This is a genomic window from Pseudoclavibacter sp. RFBJ3 (assembly GCF_002931375.1).
GTDB lineage: Bacteria > Actinomycetota > Actinomycetes > Actinomycetales > Microbacteriaceae > Pseudoclavibacter.
The window spans coordinates 247,324-264,607 of record NZ_PSXZ01000009.1; the positions used below are offsets into that span (position 1 = coordinate 247,324).

16 protein-coding genes, 1 tRNA gene and 1 riboswitch are annotated in these 17,284 nt (G+C 65.8%); of the genes, 2 read left to right on the forward strand and 15 right to left on the reverse strand.

Going from position 1 to position 17,284, the window contains the following annotated elements; all coding sequences use genetic code 11:
* Positions 1-175: 175 nt before the first annotated feature.
* The 9 genes from rsgA to C5E07_RS10535 all read right to left on the reverse strand — a co-directional run bounded on the left by rsgA (position 176) and on the right by C5E07_RS10535 (position 6,743).
* Positions 176-1,192 (reverse strand): ribosome small subunit-dependent GTPase A, encoded by a 1,017-nt coding sequence (gene rsgA, locus C5E07_RS10495; protein WP_181057926.1) that lies wholly within the window; start codon positions 1,190-1,192, stop codon positions 176-178.
* Positions 1,186-1,941 (reverse strand): ABC transporter permease, encoded by a 756-nt coding sequence (locus C5E07_RS10500; RefSeq protein ID WP_104242436.1) that lies wholly within the window; start codon positions 1,939-1,941, stop codon positions 1,186-1,188. The genes rsgA and C5E07_RS10500 overlap by 7 nt, the downstream gene beginning before the upstream one ends.
* The gene (locus C5E07_RS10505; RefSeq protein WP_181057928.1) at positions 1,941-2,699 is read right to left on the reverse strand and encodes an ABC transporter permease; all 759 of its coding nucleotides are present in this window, start codon (positions 2,697-2,699) and stop codon (positions 1,941-1,943) included. Before C5E07_RS10505 ends, C5E07_RS10500 begins: the two co-directional genes overlap by 1 nt.
* On the reverse strand, positions 2,692-3,633 hold the full coding sequence (locus tag C5E07_RS10510) for an ABC transporter ATP-binding protein (RefSeq protein ID WP_104242439.1): 942 nt from the start codon (positions 3,631-3,633) through the stop codon (positions 2,692-2,694). Before C5E07_RS10510 ends, C5E07_RS10505 begins: the two co-directional genes overlap by 8 nt.
* Before the next feature lie 21 nt (positions 3,634-3,654).
* The gene (locus C5E07_RS10515) at positions 3,655-4,680 is read right to left on the reverse strand and encodes a hypothetical protein (protein WP_146080571.1); all 1,026 of its coding nucleotides are present in this window, start codon (positions 4,678-4,680) and stop codon (positions 3,655-3,657) included.
* 606 nt (positions 4,681-5,286) lie between these two features.
* Entirely contained in the window at positions 5,287-5,583 is a 297-nt protein-coding gene (locus C5E07_RS10520) for a hypothetical protein (RefSeq protein WP_104242443.1), read from the reverse strand.
* 131 nt (positions 5,584-5,714) lie between these two features.
* Positions 5,715-5,978 carry a hypothetical protein gene (locus C5E07_RS10525; protein WP_146080572.1) on the reverse strand — a complete coding sequence of 88 codons (264 nt, stop codon included), beginning with the start codon at positions 5,976-5,978 and terminating at the stop codon, positions 5,715-5,717.
* 44 nt (positions 5,979-6,022) lie between these two features.
* Entirely contained in the window at positions 6,023-6,394 is a 372-nt protein-coding gene (locus C5E07_RS10530) for a hypothetical protein (protein ID WP_104242447.1), read from the reverse strand.
* 276 nt (positions 6,395-6,670) lie between these two features.
* Positions 6,671-6,743 (reverse strand) — tRNA-Lys (locus tag C5E07_RS10535).
* A gap of 107 nt (positions 6,744-6,850) precedes the next feature.
* Between C5E07_RS10535 and C5E07_RS10540 the strand changes: the two genes are divergently transcribed.
* Positions 6,851-7,282 (forward strand): DUF1801 domain-containing protein, encoded by a 432-nt coding sequence (locus C5E07_RS10540; protein ID WP_104299396.1) that lies wholly within the window; start codon positions 6,851-6,853, stop codon positions 7,280-7,282.
* Here the strand turns inward: C5E07_RS10540 and C5E07_RS10545 are convergent.
* Positions 7,197-8,339, reverse strand: coding sequence for an acyltransferase family protein (locus tag C5E07_RS10545; protein ID WP_104299397.1), 1,143 nt, complete (start codon positions 8,337-8,339; stop codon positions 7,197-7,199). The two genes, C5E07_RS10540 and C5E07_RS10545, sit on opposite strands and share 86 nt — an antisense overlap.
* Positions 8,340-8,416: 77 nt before the next feature.
* On the opposite strand from C5E07_RS10545, the gene C5E07_RS10550 reads away from it, so the two are divergent.
* The gene (locus C5E07_RS10550; RefSeq protein ID WP_104299398.1) at positions 8,417-9,466 is read left to right on the forward strand and encodes a MauE/DoxX family redox-associated membrane protein; all 1,050 of its coding nucleotides are present in this window, start codon (positions 8,417-8,419) and stop codon (positions 9,464-9,466) included.
* Positions 9,467-9,617: 151 nt separating this feature from the next.
* On the opposite strand, the gene C5E07_RS10555 is transcribed toward C5E07_RS10550, so the two are convergent.
* From C5E07_RS10555 to C5E07_RS10575, 5 genes are all read right to left on the reverse strand, one after another.
* A complete protein-coding gene (locus C5E07_RS10555; RefSeq protein WP_104242554.1) occupies positions 9,618-10,505 on the reverse strand; it encodes a bifunctional methylenetetrahydrofolate dehydrogenase/methenyltetrahydrofolate cyclohydrolase in 888 nt (295 codons plus the stop codon).
* Complete coding sequence (gene glyA / locus C5E07_RS10560; RefSeq protein WP_104299399.1) at positions 10,502-11,797, reverse strand: serine hydroxymethyltransferase; 1,296 nt, start codon at positions 11,795-11,797, stop codon at positions 10,502-10,504. The genes C5E07_RS10555 and glyA overlap by 4 nt, the downstream gene beginning before the upstream one ends.
* A gap of 49 nt (positions 11,798-11,846) precedes the next feature.
* A riboswitch (ZMP/ZTP riboswitch) is annotated at positions 11,847-11,931 on the reverse strand.
* Between the two features lie 3 nt (positions 11,932-11,934).
* Entirely contained in the window at positions 11,935-12,564 is a 630-nt protein-coding gene (locus tag C5E07_RS10565; RefSeq protein WP_104242558.1) for a Pr6Pr family membrane protein, read from the reverse strand.
* A gap of 102 nt (positions 12,565-12,666) precedes the next feature.
* Positions 12,667-13,461: an AraC family transcriptional regulator gene (locus C5E07_RS10570; protein WP_146080573.1), complete on the reverse strand. Its 795-nt coding sequence runs from the start codon at positions 13,459-13,461 to the stop codon at positions 12,667-12,669.
* A gap of 314 nt (positions 13,462-13,775) precedes the next feature.
* Positions 13,776-17,249, reverse strand: coding sequence for a proline dehydrogenase family protein (locus tag C5E07_RS10575; RefSeq protein ID WP_104299401.1), 3,474 nt, complete (start codon positions 17,247-17,249; stop codon positions 13,776-13,778).
* Between the last annotated feature and the right edge of the window lie 35 nt (positions 17,250-17,284).

Genomic DNA, 17,284 nt, shown 5'->3' on the forward strand with positions numbered 1-17,284 from the left:
CCGGCAGAAGGCAGCTTAGGCAGTAGCCGCAGCTTCGATAAGGTCGCTTCGACACCCGTTCGATTCCGTGTCTTGCGAGCGCAACGAGAGGGTCACGCGTCTCCGCGCATCGACGGTTGGCGGCCGTGACGGTACCGGCAGGCGTCGAGGCGCTCGCGCAGCCCCGGGTACCGCCCTACCGCCCCTTGGCGCGCATGAGAACGCCCATGGCATGCTTGCGCCCCTTGGTAGCCGCGCGCTCGCCGCCGCGCCCCTGCTCCGCTGCGCGGGCAGCGTGCGACTCGGCTTCCTTCCGCAGCTTCAGATATCTGCGAAGTCGGTCCTCGTCCAGGTCCCCCTGCTCGATGGCTCTCTGGACCGCACACTCCGGTTCGACTTCGTGAGTGCAGTCGGAGAAGCGACACAACCCTGCGAGTTCCTGGATGTCCTCGAACGACGCCTCGATTCCCTCGATGTCCCCCGTCATTCCAACGCTACGAACACCGGGAGTGTCGATAACGAGAGCTCCCGCGTCGGTCAGGAAAAGCTCCCGCCACGTCGTCGTGTGCTTCCCGCGGCCGTCCCCCCTGACTTCACTGGTCGCCAACTCCTGCCCAGCTACAACGCTGCCCAGCAACGTGCTCTTGCCGGCGCCCGAGCTGCCGACGAATACGTACGTCTCTGCTGGGGACATGCGGGCTGAGAACGCGCGCACCTCGTCAACATCAGTGGCGTTCAGAGCCACAGCTTCCAGTCCCAGGCTTGCGATGAGTTGGACGGCGTCCTGGGCAGCCTGATCTGAGACAAGATCACGCTTGGTGAGGAGTACCAGCGTCTTCGCGCCAGAGTTTGTCGCGAGGACCGCGAATCTCTCGATGCGGTTCCTGTTCGCATCCGGTGCAAGTGGCTCCACGACGACCACGGTGTCGATGTTCGCGGCAATGGCCAAGTCTGAGACACGACGCGCGTCGCCACCTCGTCGCAGCTCGGTCCTCGCTGGCAGGATCTCGATTGCGTCGGAAGCGATCGCAACCCAATCCCCAACCACGGCACCACTCACCTGCATGCGTTCGACTCCGCGGGCAGACAGGACCGACACAGCATCCCGATCAACACGAGACACTCGACCAGCCCTGACCCCCGGAGCCTCGCTCCAGGTATCGAGCTGGAACTGCCAGCGCGCATCCCAACCCAGCGCTTCAAGCTTCACCACAAGAGTTCCCTCACCTTTCCGGAGCGCCAGCGATGAAGCACCCAACCCGCGAGACAAGCCGCGACAACCGACCATGCCCCGACGGTCAACGCCTCGCGAGTTACGGCGCTGAGCACCTGGCCGTCGCGGATGCCCTGTACCAGCGCGGTGAACGGCAAGATTTCACTGAGAATACGGAGTGCCATGGGGTACTGGCCGATCGGTAGGAGCACCCCGGTACCCACTGCGAGCACCGCCTGAAGAACATTGCCCACAGCGTAGGGATCGTTTCCCCCGAGGGTGAGCAGCGCGGCACCGACGCCCACGAACGAAGCGCTCACCATGAGCGCGAGAAGGATGACGAGAACCGACAGCAGCTTGTTCCAGTCGTCGCCCCCTGAAACCACAAAGACAAGGAGAATGGCGGGCGTAGCGACTGCGATTCCGCTCACGGCGGGCACGAGCACCTTCGATAGGAAGTAGAGCGGTTGCTTCAGTCCCTGGTTGATGACCGCGCTCAGGACGCCGATGTTCCGGTCTCTCGTGATTTCGCCGACGACACCCGCGATGATCGTTCCTCCGCACACGACCACGACTGAGGCGTAGGCCGTATCTACCTCGATTCGACCAGACAGCCCAAGCGCCACGACCACAAGAAGCACCACCTCGAAGGCGGGGACGAGGAGAAGCGAGGTGACTGCAGTACCGGGGGTAGCGAGTGAAACTGAGTTGATCCGCGCCATACGGAGCGCATGCATGAGGCGAGCCATCAGGAGACCTCCACGCTCGCATCGCGCCGCACCCGTCGTGCAACGCTCCGCATCGCGAAGCCTGAAGCCATCAACCAAACTATCGAGCAAACAGCGGACGCTATCGCGTCCAGCGCGCCGAACTCACGGACTGCAAGTGAACTCTCGAGCACCCGAATGGCCGGGGCTATAGGGATCAAGGTCGAGACACCTTCGAGCGCCGGTGCAACCGAGGCCGGATACCCGAAAATTCCCGAGAGCAAGATAATGGGAATAGCCAACAAACCCTCATAGGTGATCGCATTCGGAGTGAGCACAAAGAGGAGTGCAACCACAAGCGACATCGAAACCGCCCCCAGCGCAAACAACACCATACCCAAGAGGAAGACACCCACGTCCGAGACCACCACTGGGAGGCCGAAAATCAGTGAGACAACCACAGCAACAGGGACAGCGGAGACACCGAACGAAGCAGTCGCAGCGATCACTGGAAACAGCGCACGAGATTCACCAAGAGGCGACTGAAACAAAGGGACAAGCACGCCCTGAAAGCGTTGGAAGCCGAGGATTCCGGCTGCACTGGTGGCAACGGTCCAAGCACCCACGAGCCCCGCCCGCAGCCAAACCAACTCTTCGCCCCCTGGGCTTTGGGCAGAACCGGCCAGAACCAGGTACTGCATGACGACAGAGACAATAGTGGCGGTGAGCATTAGCTGGAGAAAGTACGAGTTCGCGGCGAACTGTCTTAGCTGGAAGAACAGCATCCGAACATCACGCATCAGACACCGAATCTTCTCTCGCTTGCACGAGAACCAGATAAGCCTCTTCAAGCGTCGCTGCTCTTGAAACGAGATCGGCGGGGCGATGCCCAAGAAGCTTGACGACGCCCTCCTCATCCGGCTTGTCGGTCCATGACAACGTGAAGAAGCGCATGGACTCTCTCACCTCTGACGCAAGGTTTGTTCGAGGCAAGGGGGCCAACTGCGCCTGAACAGCTTCAAACCGATCGGGAGACGAAAAAGTCGTCACGTATCCCACGCCCGAGATCGCAACGAGATCGTCAACCGTGCCAGAGAACGCCACCTCACCCGCCCTCAGGAGGCTCACCTTGCTCGCCAGACTCTCGACCTCGCCCAGGAGGTGGGTGGTGTGAAGAATGGCTGTGCCGTTTGTCCTCAGCGACCGAATGAGCGACCGGATCTCGACGGCAACCTCAGGGTCGAGGCCGCTGGTCACTTCATCGAGCACGAGCGCGGGCGGTTCGGCAAGCAACGCCCGAGCGAGATGCAGGCGTTGCTTCATGCCTCTGGAGTACTCACGCACACGCTTGTGCCCCTGGTCGGCTAACGCCACGGATTCAAGGACAGCCTCAACCCGTGGACGCCTTCTTTGCGAGCTGAGGCCGGCCACGTCGGCGAAGAAGAGCAAGTTGTCGCGCGCAGTCGCGCGCCCGTAAAAGCCCCCGTCCCCACCTAGGACCAGGCCCACGCTGGCTCTTGCCAATCGCGCATCAGTAGCCATGTCGTGACCCCCGATCGCCACCGAACCCGAGTCGGGCAGCAAGAGACCAGAGACGATCTTGGACAGCGTGGTCTTACCAGCACCGTTTGGCCCCAAGAGACTGTGCAGCTCACCGCCTGCGATCTCAAGTGTCACGGCTTTGAGCGCCTGATCTGCGCCGAATGAGCGTGAGACACGGTCGATTTTGATCACGAGAACCCCCGATAGAAACTTCTAGACCGGCACGAGGTCTTCACCCAGAACATCAGCCTCCATGCGGTCGTGCGCAAGTTGCGCTTGCTTGAGTGATCCTGACTTGTAGAGCGCGCCGACGAGCGTCCCACGGGCTTCTCCGAGGTAGCTCGGCGCGAGGTCGGCACAGAACTCGACGTTCTGCTCCAGAGTCTCGACCGCACCTCGATGGTCACCCGCACCAGCGAGGAGCTGGGCGAGGTTGATGTGCTCCTGCGCAACGTACCTGGCCAGCTCGCCATCGGTCTCGCCGGCCACGTCCGCGATCAGCTTCGCCTCTTGGAGCGCGGACAGCACCTCTGTATGTGCGCGCTGGAAGCTGCGCTCTCTCACACTCACCAAGCCGAGCGCATTCAGCGCCAAGGAGCGAAGCCCCCGACGCTCATTGGTCGTGAGCAGAAGACTCTCGTTTCCTTCGTCCAGGTCCGAAAGTACTTGCTCAAGAATCCCGCGAGCACGCCCTGGATCGCCAAATCGCTTGACCAAAGCGACTGCCTTACGGTGCCGACAAGCGATCTTGTTGACGCTGGAGCTCGAACTGAGCTCCGCTTCGTCGTATAGCCGCAAACACCCTGAGTCACCTGCAGCCGCTAGGGCCGTGGCGGCGTACATCTGCAAGTGGTAGTCGGATGAGGCGAGAATTTGGGCGTACCTGAGACGCACGACATCAGCGACGGTGTCGTAATCTCCCGTGAGAAGAATAAAGGCGTCCAGGTGCTCTGCCAGCTCCTGGGTATCCACGGCGCGAAGGTGGCTGTGGCTTTCTTGAATGGAATACTCTTCAACCAGTCTTGACCTGGAGAGATATGCACGGAAATACATTGCAGGGTCTTCGAAGAGACGAACGCCGAGGCCGGTCAGATAGTACGGCGCGGAAAGTGTCCGTGGCGGCAATGCCACTAGAGTTCTTTCGTGAAGCCTAAGCACAATTTCAGCGCGTTCGCGCATGGCGGGCTGAACTGTTGGCAACACCTCAAGCAGGTGACCAGCAGCTTGTTCAAAATGCAAAGCATCTCCCAGCTGTTCGTTCTCGAATGAGGAGACGGGAGTCCGTGGAAAACCACAGACCCCCGTCCCGACTTGACTAGATGACCTTGCCCCCGTGCGCCCATGCGGCGAGGATCTGACCGAAGACGACGGGCTGAAGCTCGTCGAGTTCCTTGATGGAATCATCCATGCGTGTCTTCACTTGTTTCCCCTTTCTTACTGCGAACTTGTGCTCGCTTCGAGAAAGATAGCGACCCTCGAGAAGTTTATCAAGTTTCTCCTAAATGTGCTCAGGCCTTCCTGCACCCCTCGGCGTGTTCTTGCCTAGCGACCCGCGTCCGGAGTAGGCTCCGTCCCGGTCCAAACCGTTCGGTTGGGATTCCTGCATCCAGTCCATGAATGTCGGATGTGTGCCCCGATGCACGCGGTCCATCCTCGACCGACGCACGTGTCGAGAGGCCGACCACATCTGCGCAATGATGATCCCGTCTTGCGTGGGCTATCGCGGCAGCCATCGAGCTCCGCGTCCGCCCCGGATCACTACCCAGTGCATGCCAGGCGCAGCTCCAGCCTTTCCCTCGCCTCAGATGGGCCAGCTAGACGGGTGCGGGCTGCTGTACCTGGGCTTCATCGGTCCGGCCTGTCGTCAGCGCTGGTCACGCGCAAGCGAGGAGATCCCAGGACGTCGGTCACGCGTTGCGCTGAGAACTGGGTGTCTCTGAGCGGGTGGTTGACGCGTGAGGTTGCGGCCGCGAAGTCGGCGTCGCTCTTCTGCTCGCAGAAGAGGTCGACGTCCTCGGTCGGGCGCTCGAGGATGCCATGTTCGCGCAGCGCTCCGGCCCCGCTCAAGGCGAACCCGTGCGGTCCGAGCGCGTCGAGGAGCGCTGTCGTGATGCGTCGCTGGCGTGCGACTTGCTCGTTCACGCCCAGTCCCGGTGCAGAAGCCGTGAATGACTACTTGGAGCCTTTGCGTGCGAGGCGGCAAGCGTTCGCCGCGGACGGGGACCTGGTGCGGTCGATCCTTCACTCAGCGACTCCCGTTCGGTGACCGGCGGTCAGAACGGTCGACGGCCGTGGGCTCGTTCAAAGGCCCGGAACCAGCGCGCACGCGCTATCGCGACAATGAGCATGAATACTCCGGCGCCGCCCGCAATGACGACGATGCCGAGGCCCACCACCACGACGCCGGTGGAGTCACCATCTATCGCGGTCACAAAGAAGAGGAGAGCCATCACCAGCAGGAACGACCCCAGCAGCGCCTCACTGAGCGGAGTCCTCAGGGTCATCCGATAAGGCCCGGAGGGTCGATTCGTGCTCATCCACGGGAAGGGTTCCGGTGGCAGGTCGTTCGGTTTGTGGGAGCTCATGCGCTCGGCACTGCTGCGAAGGCGGCCAGTCGAACGAGGAGCTCGGCGTCATCCTGGTGCAGAACCGGGTGACGAGTCTGCCACTCATCGAGCACTCGCCACGGCAATGTCAGCACGGACCACACCCGCTCGAGCCGGTGCGCGTTCATCAGTTCGATTACGTCCGTGCGCGTGCCCTCGTTCAAGATCGCCGTGTAGGCGTCCGCGGCCCGGTTGTTGTCACCAATGTCGAAGTCGCGGTTCGGTCCCCAGTAGATCGCGTGCGAGAGCGTCACCACGCCTGATGCTGGCCCGCGGAGCTCGCACAGGTCATCGACGACCGCGAAAGGGCGGAAGTCCCTGACGTGTACCCGTTGATCGACCTTCATGCGCCGATCGTAACCGCCCGACGTGGATCGACGCAGGACACTGCCACGACTCATGAGGCGACCGACCCCGTGGTCTTCTCTCGATCCTCCGCAGGCAGAGAGTCCCGCAGCGCAGCTTCGAGCGTCGGATAGAACTGCACGGCAGGCCAAGGTCTGGCTTCATCGTGCTCGGTCGGGGCGAACTCCACGCGAGGTGCGTCACTCGCTGGGAAGTCCGCACCCGATGCGGGTGGAGCTTCCGACGCGCCGTTGCGTGCTGTCGAGCAGGGAGAAGGGTGGGCCCGGTGGGGCTCGAACCCACGACCCGCGGATTAAAAGTCCGATGCTCTGCCAACTGAGCTACAGGCCCCACAGTCGCCTGGCGTGCGGCGACCGTGGGAAATCCTATCGCGAATCCAGACCTCGCCTCTGCTCAGGCGGCACCCATTTGTCGGCGGCCGGGGTCATACTCTCGTCATGGCAGATACGAAGACGAAGCCGTCAGAGGTCTCACCCGATCTCCTCATCGATCAGGCAGAGCCCGCGGGGCGACGCGAGGATGCCCGCATCCTGAAGGAGATCATGGATCGGGTCACGGGCGAGGAAGCCGTCGTGTGGGGTCCCACGATGATCGGCTACGGCCGCTATCGCTACACGTACGAGAGCGGCCATTCCGGCGAGGCGATGATCCTCGGATTCGCTCCGCGCAAAGCGTCGATGTCGATCTACGGACTCCAGATGTGGGCCCCACAGGGACTCCTCGAGCAGCTCGGCAAGGCGAAGCTCGGCAAGGACTGCATCTGGGTGGGGCGGTTCTCGTCGCTCAATCTCGAGGTGCTCGAAGAGCTGGTTCGACTCGCCTGGTCGCGGCGGGAGGACCTGCAAGCAATGTTCCCGGGGGATGCCTGAGCGAGAGCACCCCGATGGCCCGCTCGAGCGGGCCGACCCCGAGGTACCGGCGCCAGAGGGTCGCGAACAGCAGGCACACGACCATGATGGTGACCATCGTGAGCAGGCCCTCCGGCTGCCGGTAGACGAGACCGGGGCCCGCGAGCCAGTTCTCTTCCCCAAGGAGCAGCTGCGACCAGATCGCCGTGAGGATGAGCACGTGCAGGCAGTAGACGGTGAACGCCATGGTGCCCATGTCGGCCAGCGGCCTCGTCAGGCGGGCGGACCAGGTGCGCATCCGCTCGCCCGAGAAGTCCCCGAGCAGCTGGATGCCCGCGTACGCGAGCAGCGCGAGCCCGAGATCCCGCGCCTCGTCGCCGTAGGACCCCGACTGGGTGACACCGCTCGCCATCTCCTCCCACCGCCGCGCGAACAGCGACACCCCGAGGAGCACCGCTCCCCCGCCGAACGCCCACGCCGTTCGGCTCCGGTTGCCGAGCTGCCAGCGGGCCAGGAGGAACCCGATCAGCAGCATCGGCAGCAGGTTCGTCAGGCGGTACGCGGATCCGAGGACCGTCCAGTCGAGCAGGAGGGCGGTCGGGTCGAACATCGACGACGGCGAGAACACGGACGTCAGCGCCCAGGCCCGGGCTGCCTCGTTCACGATGGGCGCCAGCGCGAGGAAGAGCAGCGCCGCCCCGGCCGACCAGGCCGTCGGCAGGAAGAGGAACGGCGTGGCCACGAGCATCATGATGCCCAGGAAATCCAAGACGATGAGCACGCCAGAGAAGTTGATGCTCAGCAGCAGCCCCACGAAGATGAGCACGATCGCCTTGATGACCCACGAGAGCGCGAAGAAGCTCTTCCGTCGGGAATCCCACCGCGCCGAATCCCGCAGCTGATAGCCGGCCGTCACGCCGATGACCAGCGCGAACAGGGGTGACGCGGCGTCGTTCAGGAACTGGAAGAGCACCTGCAGCGCGCGCGGTTCGCGGTCGTCCAGGAACACGACCGCGTGGGCGATGATCATGGCGAAGATCGCGAAGCCGCGCACCACATCGAGGGAATTCAGGCGCATGCGTCGATCTTCGACGGCCCCGCGCCACCGGTCAAGCTCAGCGAGACGACGCGCCGCCCAAGGGCGATAATGAACGAGTGCTTCCCACCTTCGTGATCTTTCCCGCGCTGATCGCCTGCGTCCTCATCGCCAGCGGCGCGCTGAAGCTCCCCCAGCGCTCCCGCACCCTGCAGTCGTTGGCCGCGTTCGGCGTCCCCGCCCCGCTCCGGAAGCCGTGGGCCGCAGTCGCACTGCCGGTGGGCGAGATCATCCTGGGAGCCGCGCTGCTGCTCCTGAGCGGACCGGCCTACCTGATCGCGGCCACCCTCGCCGCCGCCCTCATGGCGACCTACCTGGTCGTGGTGGCACGCAGCGTCTCCAAGCGACAGGCCGTCGACTGCAACTGCTTCGGGGCGCTCAGCACCGAGCCGGTCAGCCAGATCACGATCTGGCGGAACGCGGGCCTCACGCTCGCAGCGCTCCTCGCGATATTCCTCCCGGGCATGGCGCTCGGAGTCCCGACCCAGCTTGCGCTCTTCTCGGTCGACGACTGGCTGTGGCTCGCCGCGACCACGACCGTCGCACTCGTCGGCATCGTCGCCGGCATCGTGAAGCCTCCCGTCTCCGCGCCGACGACGACTCGCGACGCGACGGCTGGTCAGGACTTCGAACTCGTCGAGGGTCCCGACCTCATCTCCGACCCAGCCGCTCGGGATGCCATCCCCCACACCCTTGAACTCGTCTCCGGGGACGGGGCGCCGGAACTGCTCTACAACCTCGTCGTCGTTCCCCAGAAGACGACGATCCTCATCTTCGCCCGCGTCGGCTGCGGTTCCTGCGGACCCGTGCTCAGCCAAGTCGGCGACTGGTCGCGGCGGCTGGGCGACGACGCGCAGATCATCGTCGCCACCTCGTCGAGCCGCGCATCCGTCAAGAAGAGCTACCCGAGCGCGCTGCCCCACACCTACTTCGGCGCGAAGGCCGCCACGGAGTTCTTCGAAGCTCACGCGACCCCCGCGGCGATCCTGCTCGCGGCCGACGGCACCATCGCATCGCCCCCCGAGTTCGGTGGCGACATCATTGCGGATCGCGTCGAGCAGCTGGTCGCCTCGTTCGCTGCGCAGCGCCAGTCTCAGCCGCACGGCTGAGCCTCAGGTCGCGACTGACTTGGTCCAGTTGGCGCACACGCTCGCCTGCTGGTGGCTCGTGGCGGCGGACTGCGGGTTGCGGAGAAGCTGATACGCAAAAGGGTGCGGGCAGTTCGATGAACTGCCCGCACCCTTGGCACGAACCCGGTTGTTAGACCGCCGGGTTCAGGCGCTCGGCCTGCTCGACGACATTCTCGAGGAGCAGCGCCCGCGTCATGGGGCCGACACCGCCGGGGTTCGGCGATACCCAGGCGGCCACGTCCCAGACTCCCGGGTCGACGTCGCCCGCGACTCTGGACTTGCCCGTCTCCGGGTCTTCGATGCGGCTGACGCCGACGTCGAGGACAGCGGCGCCCGGCTTGACCCACTCGGGGCGCACGATGCCGGCGACACCGGCAGCCGACACGATGACGTCAGCCTCACGTGCCAGCACGCCGATGTCGGGCGTGCCCGTGTGGGTGAGCGTGACCGTCGCGTTGTTCTCGCGTCGTGTGAGGAGCGGACCGATCGAGCGGCCGACCGTCACGCCACGGCCGATGACGAGCACGTGCTTGCCGTTGAGCGAGATGTCGTTGCGGCGGAGCAGCTCGATCACGCCGCGAGGCGTGCAGGGCAGCGGCGTCGTGATCGGGTCGTTGGCGTTCAGCACCAGACGTCCCAGGTTGGTGGGATGCAGCCCGTCCGCGTCCTTCGACGGGTCGATGCGCTCGATGACGCGGTCCTGGTCGATGTGCTTCGGCAGCGGCAGCTGCACGATGTAGCCCGTGCACGCGGGATCGGCGTTGAGGCGGTCGATCTCCGCTTCGAGCTCCTCCTGCGTGGTCTCGGTCGGGAGGTCGACGCGAATCGACTCGATGCCGACCTCAGCGCAGTCGCGGTGCTTGCCCGCGACGTACCACTTCGACCCGGGGTCTTCTCCGACGAGGATCGTGCCGAGTCCGGGGACGACGCCTCGCCCCGCGAGCGCGGCTACGCGCTCCCGGAGCTCGGCCTTGATCTCGGCCGCGGCCTTCTTGCCGTCGAGGGAGGCAGCCGTCATGCTTCGCCGAGGCCCGGGTAGAGCGGGAACGCGTCGGCGAGCGCCTTGGTGCGGGCGCGGAGAGCCGGCACGTCGGCGTCGGGGAGGAGCGCCAGGGCGATGACGTCGGCAACCTCGGTGAACTCGGCGTCGCCGAAGCCGCGCGTCGCGAGAGCGGGCGTGCCGATCCGCAGACCCGAGGTGACCAGCGGCGGGCGCGGGTCGTTGGGGACCGCGTTGCGGTTGACGGTGACGCCGACCTCGTGCAGGAGGTCCTCGGCCTGCTTGCCATCGATCTCAGCGTTGCGGAGGTCGACGAGGATGAGGTGCACGTCGGTTCCACCCGAGCGGACCGAGATGCCGGCCTCGGCCACGTCTGCCTGCTGGAGGCGGTCGGCGACGATCTTCGCGCCGCGCAGCGTGCGCTCCTGGCGGTCCTTGAAGTCGTCGCTCGCGGCGAGCTTGAACGCGGTCGCCTTGCCGGCGATGACGTGCATGAGCGGGCCACCCTGCTGGCCGGGGAAGACGGCGGTGTTGATCTTCTTGGCCAGGTCGGCGTCGTTCGTCAGGATGAAGCCGGAGCGCGGCCCGCCGATGGTCTTGTGCACCGTGCTGGACGTGACGTGCGCGTGGGGCACCGGGTTCGGGTGCAGGCCAGCGGCGACGAGTCCGGCGAAGTGCGCCATGTCGACCCACAGGTAGGCGCCGACCTCGTCGGCGATCGCGCGGAACTTCGCGAAGTCGAGCTGACGGGGGTACGCCGACCAGCCGGCGACGATGACCTTGGGCTTGTGCTCGAGTGCGAGCTCGCGCACCTGCTCCATGTCGATCTGCGAGGTCTCGGCGTCGACGCCGTACGCGACGATGTTGTAGAGGCGGCCGGAGAAGTTGATCTTCATGCCGTGCGTGAGGTGTCCGCCGTGGTCGAGCGACAGGCCGAGCAGCGTGTCGCCGGGACGGGCGAGGGCGTGCATGACGGCGGCGTTGGCCGTCGCGCCGGAGTGCGGCTGCACGTTCGCGAAAGCCGCGCCGAACAGCGACTTCGCGCGCTCGATGGCGAGGTTCTCAGCCACGTCGACGACTTCGCAGCCGCCGTAGTAGCGACGTCCGGGGTAGCCCTCGGCGTACTTGTTGGTGAGAACGCTGCCCGTTGACTCGAGGACGGCGCGCGGAACGAAGTTCTCGCTGGCGATCATCTCGAGCGTGGAGCGCTGGCGGTCGAGCTCCTGCTCGAGAACCGCAGCGATCTCAGGGTCTACTTCACTCAGCGGCGCGTTGAATGCATCAAGAGGGGCGTTGAACGTATCGGTCACGAAGACTCCTTCAGGAAACCGGATGGCACGGCGAACATGTGGTCGTGAACCGGCGAGCCCAGGCGAACGGCTCGAGAACCCGAAGAGCCGCTCCCTGGTGGTGACCCACCTGAACGCCAGTCGCGGCCGTGATAAGTCTACCGCGACTTGGCTGGCCTCCGCGAGAGCAGTGTCACGAGCCAGGTCAACGCCAGGCCGAGTGCGACGAGGCCGATGATGGTCAGCACGACGGGCGCGTAGCCCTGGTTCGTCGGGTTCAGGAACGGGTAGGGGTACCAGCCGGTGAGGTTGCCGCGGATGAGGGAGAACGCCGCGTATCCGGCGGGGAAGATGAGCCAGATGAGCGCGGGCGCGAAGCGGATGCGCTTGGTCGGCCGGTCGATGAGGAGATCGATCAGCATGACGACGGGCATGACGTAATGCAGCACGGTGTTGTTCCACGGCACGGCCGTGAAGTCGACGTCGCTCAGGCCGGAGAGCAGCAGGGAGAACCCGATGCCGACGATGAGGATGTAGACCGCCACTGCCGCACGGAAGGCGTTGATCCGCGCGCCCTGCGCATTCGCGGCGGTCGCGACTCCGCTGATCAGCAGCGAGAGGACAACGAGGATGTTCGTCTCGATCGTGAAGTACGCGAAGAACTGATCCGGCACCCAGGTTCCGCGTTCCACGATCGTCGCTATCTCCGACACGATGGAGGAGAAGGCGAGCAGACCGAGCCCGATCTTGGCGGTGACCAGCGCGGGGCGGTGAATCGACGAAGCCACGAGGCGTCCTTTGATCGGCGGCGGGGAATCCTTGATCGCGGTTCTCCGCATTCGACGGAGAGCCGCCGTGCGTGCGGGAGTCGCAGGGATGAGGCTACGCGGTCAGACGTTCTCTCTGCGGTAGTCGGCGGGTGTCACGCCGAGTTTGGAGAGAAAATGCCGCCGCATGGTTGTCGCGTCCCCGAATCCCGCCGCAGCCGACACCTCGCTGAGCGGCATGGCCGGCTGCTCGAGGAGGATCGCGGCGGCAGATCTCACTCTGCGCGCGGCGATGAGCCCGGCGACACCCTCGCCGTGCTCCGCGAGGTCGCGGTACAGCTTGCGGCGGCTGATGTGTAGCGCTCGTGCGATGCTGTCCGCATCGAAGCCCTGCAGCACGTGGTACTTCTCGATGAGGTCGTGCACGGCGACCTGCAGGCGCAGCGACTGCTGGGCCGGAGTCATCGTCGCCGGCACGACCTGCAAGAGGGCGGAACGGAGCAGGTCGTAGAGCACCGGCTCGGCGAGCCCCGACGACACCTGCCCGCCGCCCTCCGCGGTGGCGTCCTCGACGAGGTAGCGACCGACGAACGCCACGAAGGCGGACGTGAGCGCGCTCTCGGGCAGACGCACCGGCCACTGGCCGCCCGTGACCCGCGAGTCCTTCGAGATGTCGTCGATGGGGACTGCCATGCCGAGCGTCTCGACCACGCCGATGCTCGCGGTGACGAGCGGATGCGTCGAGTTCACGACAAGCACGTCCCCCGGCCCCAGCACGCCCGTGTGCTTCCCATTCCGGTATTTCAGCGAACCCCGCAGCATGCCGATCGCGATGAGCTTCTCGTGCGCATCCCGAGTGAAGTCCTCCCCGCCGCGCTCGACGCCGGAGCTCGTGCGCAGCGTTCCGTAGAGATGCACCGAACCGACGAAGGCTTCGAGAGTGTATGCGTGGAACGCCGCGGCAGCGGACGAATTCACCGGCTTGGAGAGGCCGAAGAATTCGGCAATCCCGGATTCCCCGTGGAATTCACGGAATGCGCCGGAAACGAGATCTTCCGTCGAAAAATGCGCGAACGGCTCCCCCGTGTGCGCGATCCTCGCGATCCAAGCACTGAGATCCTGCCTCGAACTCTCAAGCACCGAATACCCCCGAAAACAACCGCCCGAACTTCACGCCAGGATACCGAGAATTACCCGACGGTCGAACTGGAGGCGAATTCAGCGACGTCAGTTCAGCGCGAGAGAAGCCCCTCCGTGAGCCCATTCGGCGTTCCGAAACGGTGCGCGGTAATCGAGACAGCCTGCTCTCGCAGGAACGGCAGCAGCTCCACGCGGCCGGCCTCGGTCACCTCTCCCGAATAGATGGCGAGGTCGACACGGCCATCCACGGCTCGCGCAAGCGCCACGGGATCGCCGCCGATCATGCGCATGCGCCCGGCATGCAGCGAGCCAGCCGAGCCGAGGAACTCTGCATCGCTCTCGGTTCGCATCGGCACGCCGGCGCCGGCAAGGGCAGCCTTCGCCGAGGACGGCAGGGCAACACCCGTCGACACGCGCAGACGAGCACTCGCGACGAGACCCGCCGAGATCACCCGAAGGAGATCCGCGACCCGGGCATCCTCGGAGAGCCGGACGACGATCTCGCCGGGGAACGTCAGGTAGCGGAACACGTTTCGCTCCGCATACAGCGCCTGCACGTCGCGGTCACGTCCGAACTCCTCAGCCCAGGCGCGGGCGTCGCTGCCGAGCGCACGCTCGAGCTTCACCGTGTCGGCGTCGGAGAGCGCAGAAGGGTTCGCCTTCGCGACCGCCTTCGCCGCGTCGAGCAGCGACTGCGCGCCGGCGTCGACGATGGGAGCCGAGAGGGCGGAGGCCGACCGCTGCCACGTGCCGAGACCGACGAGGTAGTTCGGCCCGCCCGCCTTGGTCGTGCATCCCACGACCGACTTCTTCCAGCCGCCGAACGGCTGACGCTGCACGATGGCGCCCGTGATGCCGCGGTTGACGTAGAGGTTGCCCGCCTGGATGGTGTCGAGCCACTGCGAGACCTCGCCGCGGTCGAGCGAGTGGATGCCCGAGGTCAGTCCGTAGTCGACCTCGTTGACGATCTCGATGGCCTCCTCGAGCGTGTCGGCCGTCATGATGCCGAGGATCGGGCCGAAGTACTCGACGAGGTGGAACTCGGAACCGCGCTCCACGCCCACCCGCACTCCAGGACTCCAGAGCTTGCCGCTGTCGTCGAGCTGCTTCGGCTCCACCGCCCACCGCTCCCCCGCCCCGAGATTCGTGAGTCCGTCGAGCAGCTTCCCGGAGGCTGGGGTGATGATCGGCCCCATCTGCGATGCGGCATCCCACGGATAGCCGACCGTGAGGGAGCGCACCGCGTCGAGGAGCTGCTCGCGGAAGCGGCGCGAACGCTGCGCCTGCCCGACGAGCACCACGAGCGACGATGCGGAGCACTTCTGGCCGGCGTGACCGAAGGCCGAGGCGACGACGTCCTTCGCAGCCAGGTCGTAATCGGCGCTCGGCGTGACGATGATGGCGTTCTTGCCGCTCGTCTCCGCGAGCAGCGGCAGCTCGGGGCGGAACGAGCGGAACAGCTCAGCGGTCTCGATGCCGCCCGTCAGGATGACGCGATCGACCGAGGGGTTCTTGATGAGCTCACTTCCGAGCTCACGGTCCGAGAACTGCACGTACTGCAGCACCTCACGCGGCACCCCCGCCTCCCAGAGCGCCTCGACCATGACGGCGCCGCAGCGCGCAGCTGGCCGCGCGGGCTTGATGATGACGGACGCGCCGGCCGCGAGCGCGGCGAGCGTCGACCCCGCGGGAATCGCGATGGGGAAGTTCCAGGGCGGCGTCACGACGATGACCTTCGACGGCACGAACGACGCACCGTCGACGGCGTCGAGACCGCGCGCGAGTTCCGCGTAGTAATGGGCGAAGTCGATCGCCTCCGAGATCTCGGGGTCCGACTGGTCGAGCGTCTTCCCGGCCTCCGACGCAGCCACCTCCATGAGGTCCGCGCGTCGACGCTCCAGCGCGTCACCAGCCCGGTGCAGCACCTCCGCGCGTTCCGCGCCGGACAGCGCACCCCACGACTGGCTGCCCGCGACGGCACGCGTGACCCGTGCATCCAGCTCGCCGAGCGTGCCGACCGTGTTGGCGTCGATCGTCTCCGCGCCAAGGGTCGAAGCCTGCGCACGCTCGCGGATGCCGCGCGCCCAGGCCTGGTTCACGGGGAGCGACGGATCCGTGTCCGGCGTCTCCTCGAAGCGGTCGGCCGGCAGCGCCACGGGCTCGGCAGTGCGGTCCTGCACTCGGTTGCTGGGAGGGACGACGCGGTCGAGCGCATCGAGGGAGGCGACGAACCGCTGCGACTCGCGCTCGAACAGCTCCTCGTTGTCGGCCAGCTCGAATACCGCCGACATGAAGTTGTCCTGGCTCGCCCCCTCCTCGAGACGACGGATGAGATACGCGATGGCCACGTCGAACTCCTGCGGGTGCACGACCGGCACGTAGAGGAGGAGCCCGCCGACCTCGCGCTTGACGACCTCAGCCTGGCTCTGCGCCATGCCGAGGAGCATCTCGTACTCGATGCCGTCCGTCGCTCCCCGGCGCTTCGCGAGCAACCAGGAGAAGGCGACGTCGAAGAGGTTGTGGCCCGCGACGCCGACGCGCACGTTCTTCACCCGCTCCGGGGTGAGGGCGTAGTCGATCACGCGCTTGTAGCTCGTGTCGGAGTCCTGCTTCGTCCCCCAGGTCGCGAGGGGCCAGCCATGCAGGGACGCCTCGACACGCTCCATCGGCAGGTTCGCGCCCTTCACGAGGCGCACCTTGATGGGGGCGCCGCCGCGGGCGACGCGCTCCGCCGACCATTCCTGCAGGCGCATCATCGCCGACAGCGCGTCTGGCAGGTAGGCCTGCAGCACGATGCCGGCCTCGAGGCTCAGGAACTCGGGGGCGTCCAGGATGCGTGTGAAGACCGCCATGGTCATCTCGAGATCCTTGTACTCCTCCATGTCGAGGTTGATGAACTTGCGGTTCGGGCTCTCGACCGCGAGGCGGTACAGGGGCGTGAGCTCCTCGACGACGTCGGTGACGGCTTCCTCGAACGCCCACGGCTGGTGCGGTGCCGTCGTCGAGGAGACCTTGATCGAGACGTAGTCGACGTCGTCGCGCGCGAGGAGCTTCGTGGTGCCCTCGAGGCGGCGGGCCGCCTCCTTCTTGCCCAGCACGGCCTCGCCGAGCAGGTTCAGGTTGAGCCGCACGCCCTTGCCCCGGATCTGCTCGATGGCCGGCCCCAGCTTCGCGTCCGTCGCGTCGATGATGAGGTGGCCGACCATGTCGCGGAGCACCTTGCGGGCCACCGGCACGACGACCCCGGGGAGGATCGGGGCTACGGTGCCTCCGACGCGCACGGCGCTCTTCATGTACCAGGGCAGGAAGCCGGGCACCTCGTCGGCGATCGAGCCGAGCTTGCGCGCGGCGACCTTGAGATCCTCGGGGCGCACGACGCCGTCGACGAAGCCGACCGTGAAGTCGAGCCCCCGCGGGTCCTTGAGCACGCCGGCGAGCTGAGCGGCGGATGCATCCACCGGGATCTCGGCGGCCTCCGTGAGCCAGCGACGCACGAGTGCGACTGCCTCCGGCGCGAGGTCGGTGAGGGAATCTGCGGGGAAGACAGGCGTCACGGTGGCGGTCATGTGACCCAGTATCAGCACCGGACTTCCGTTAGGTA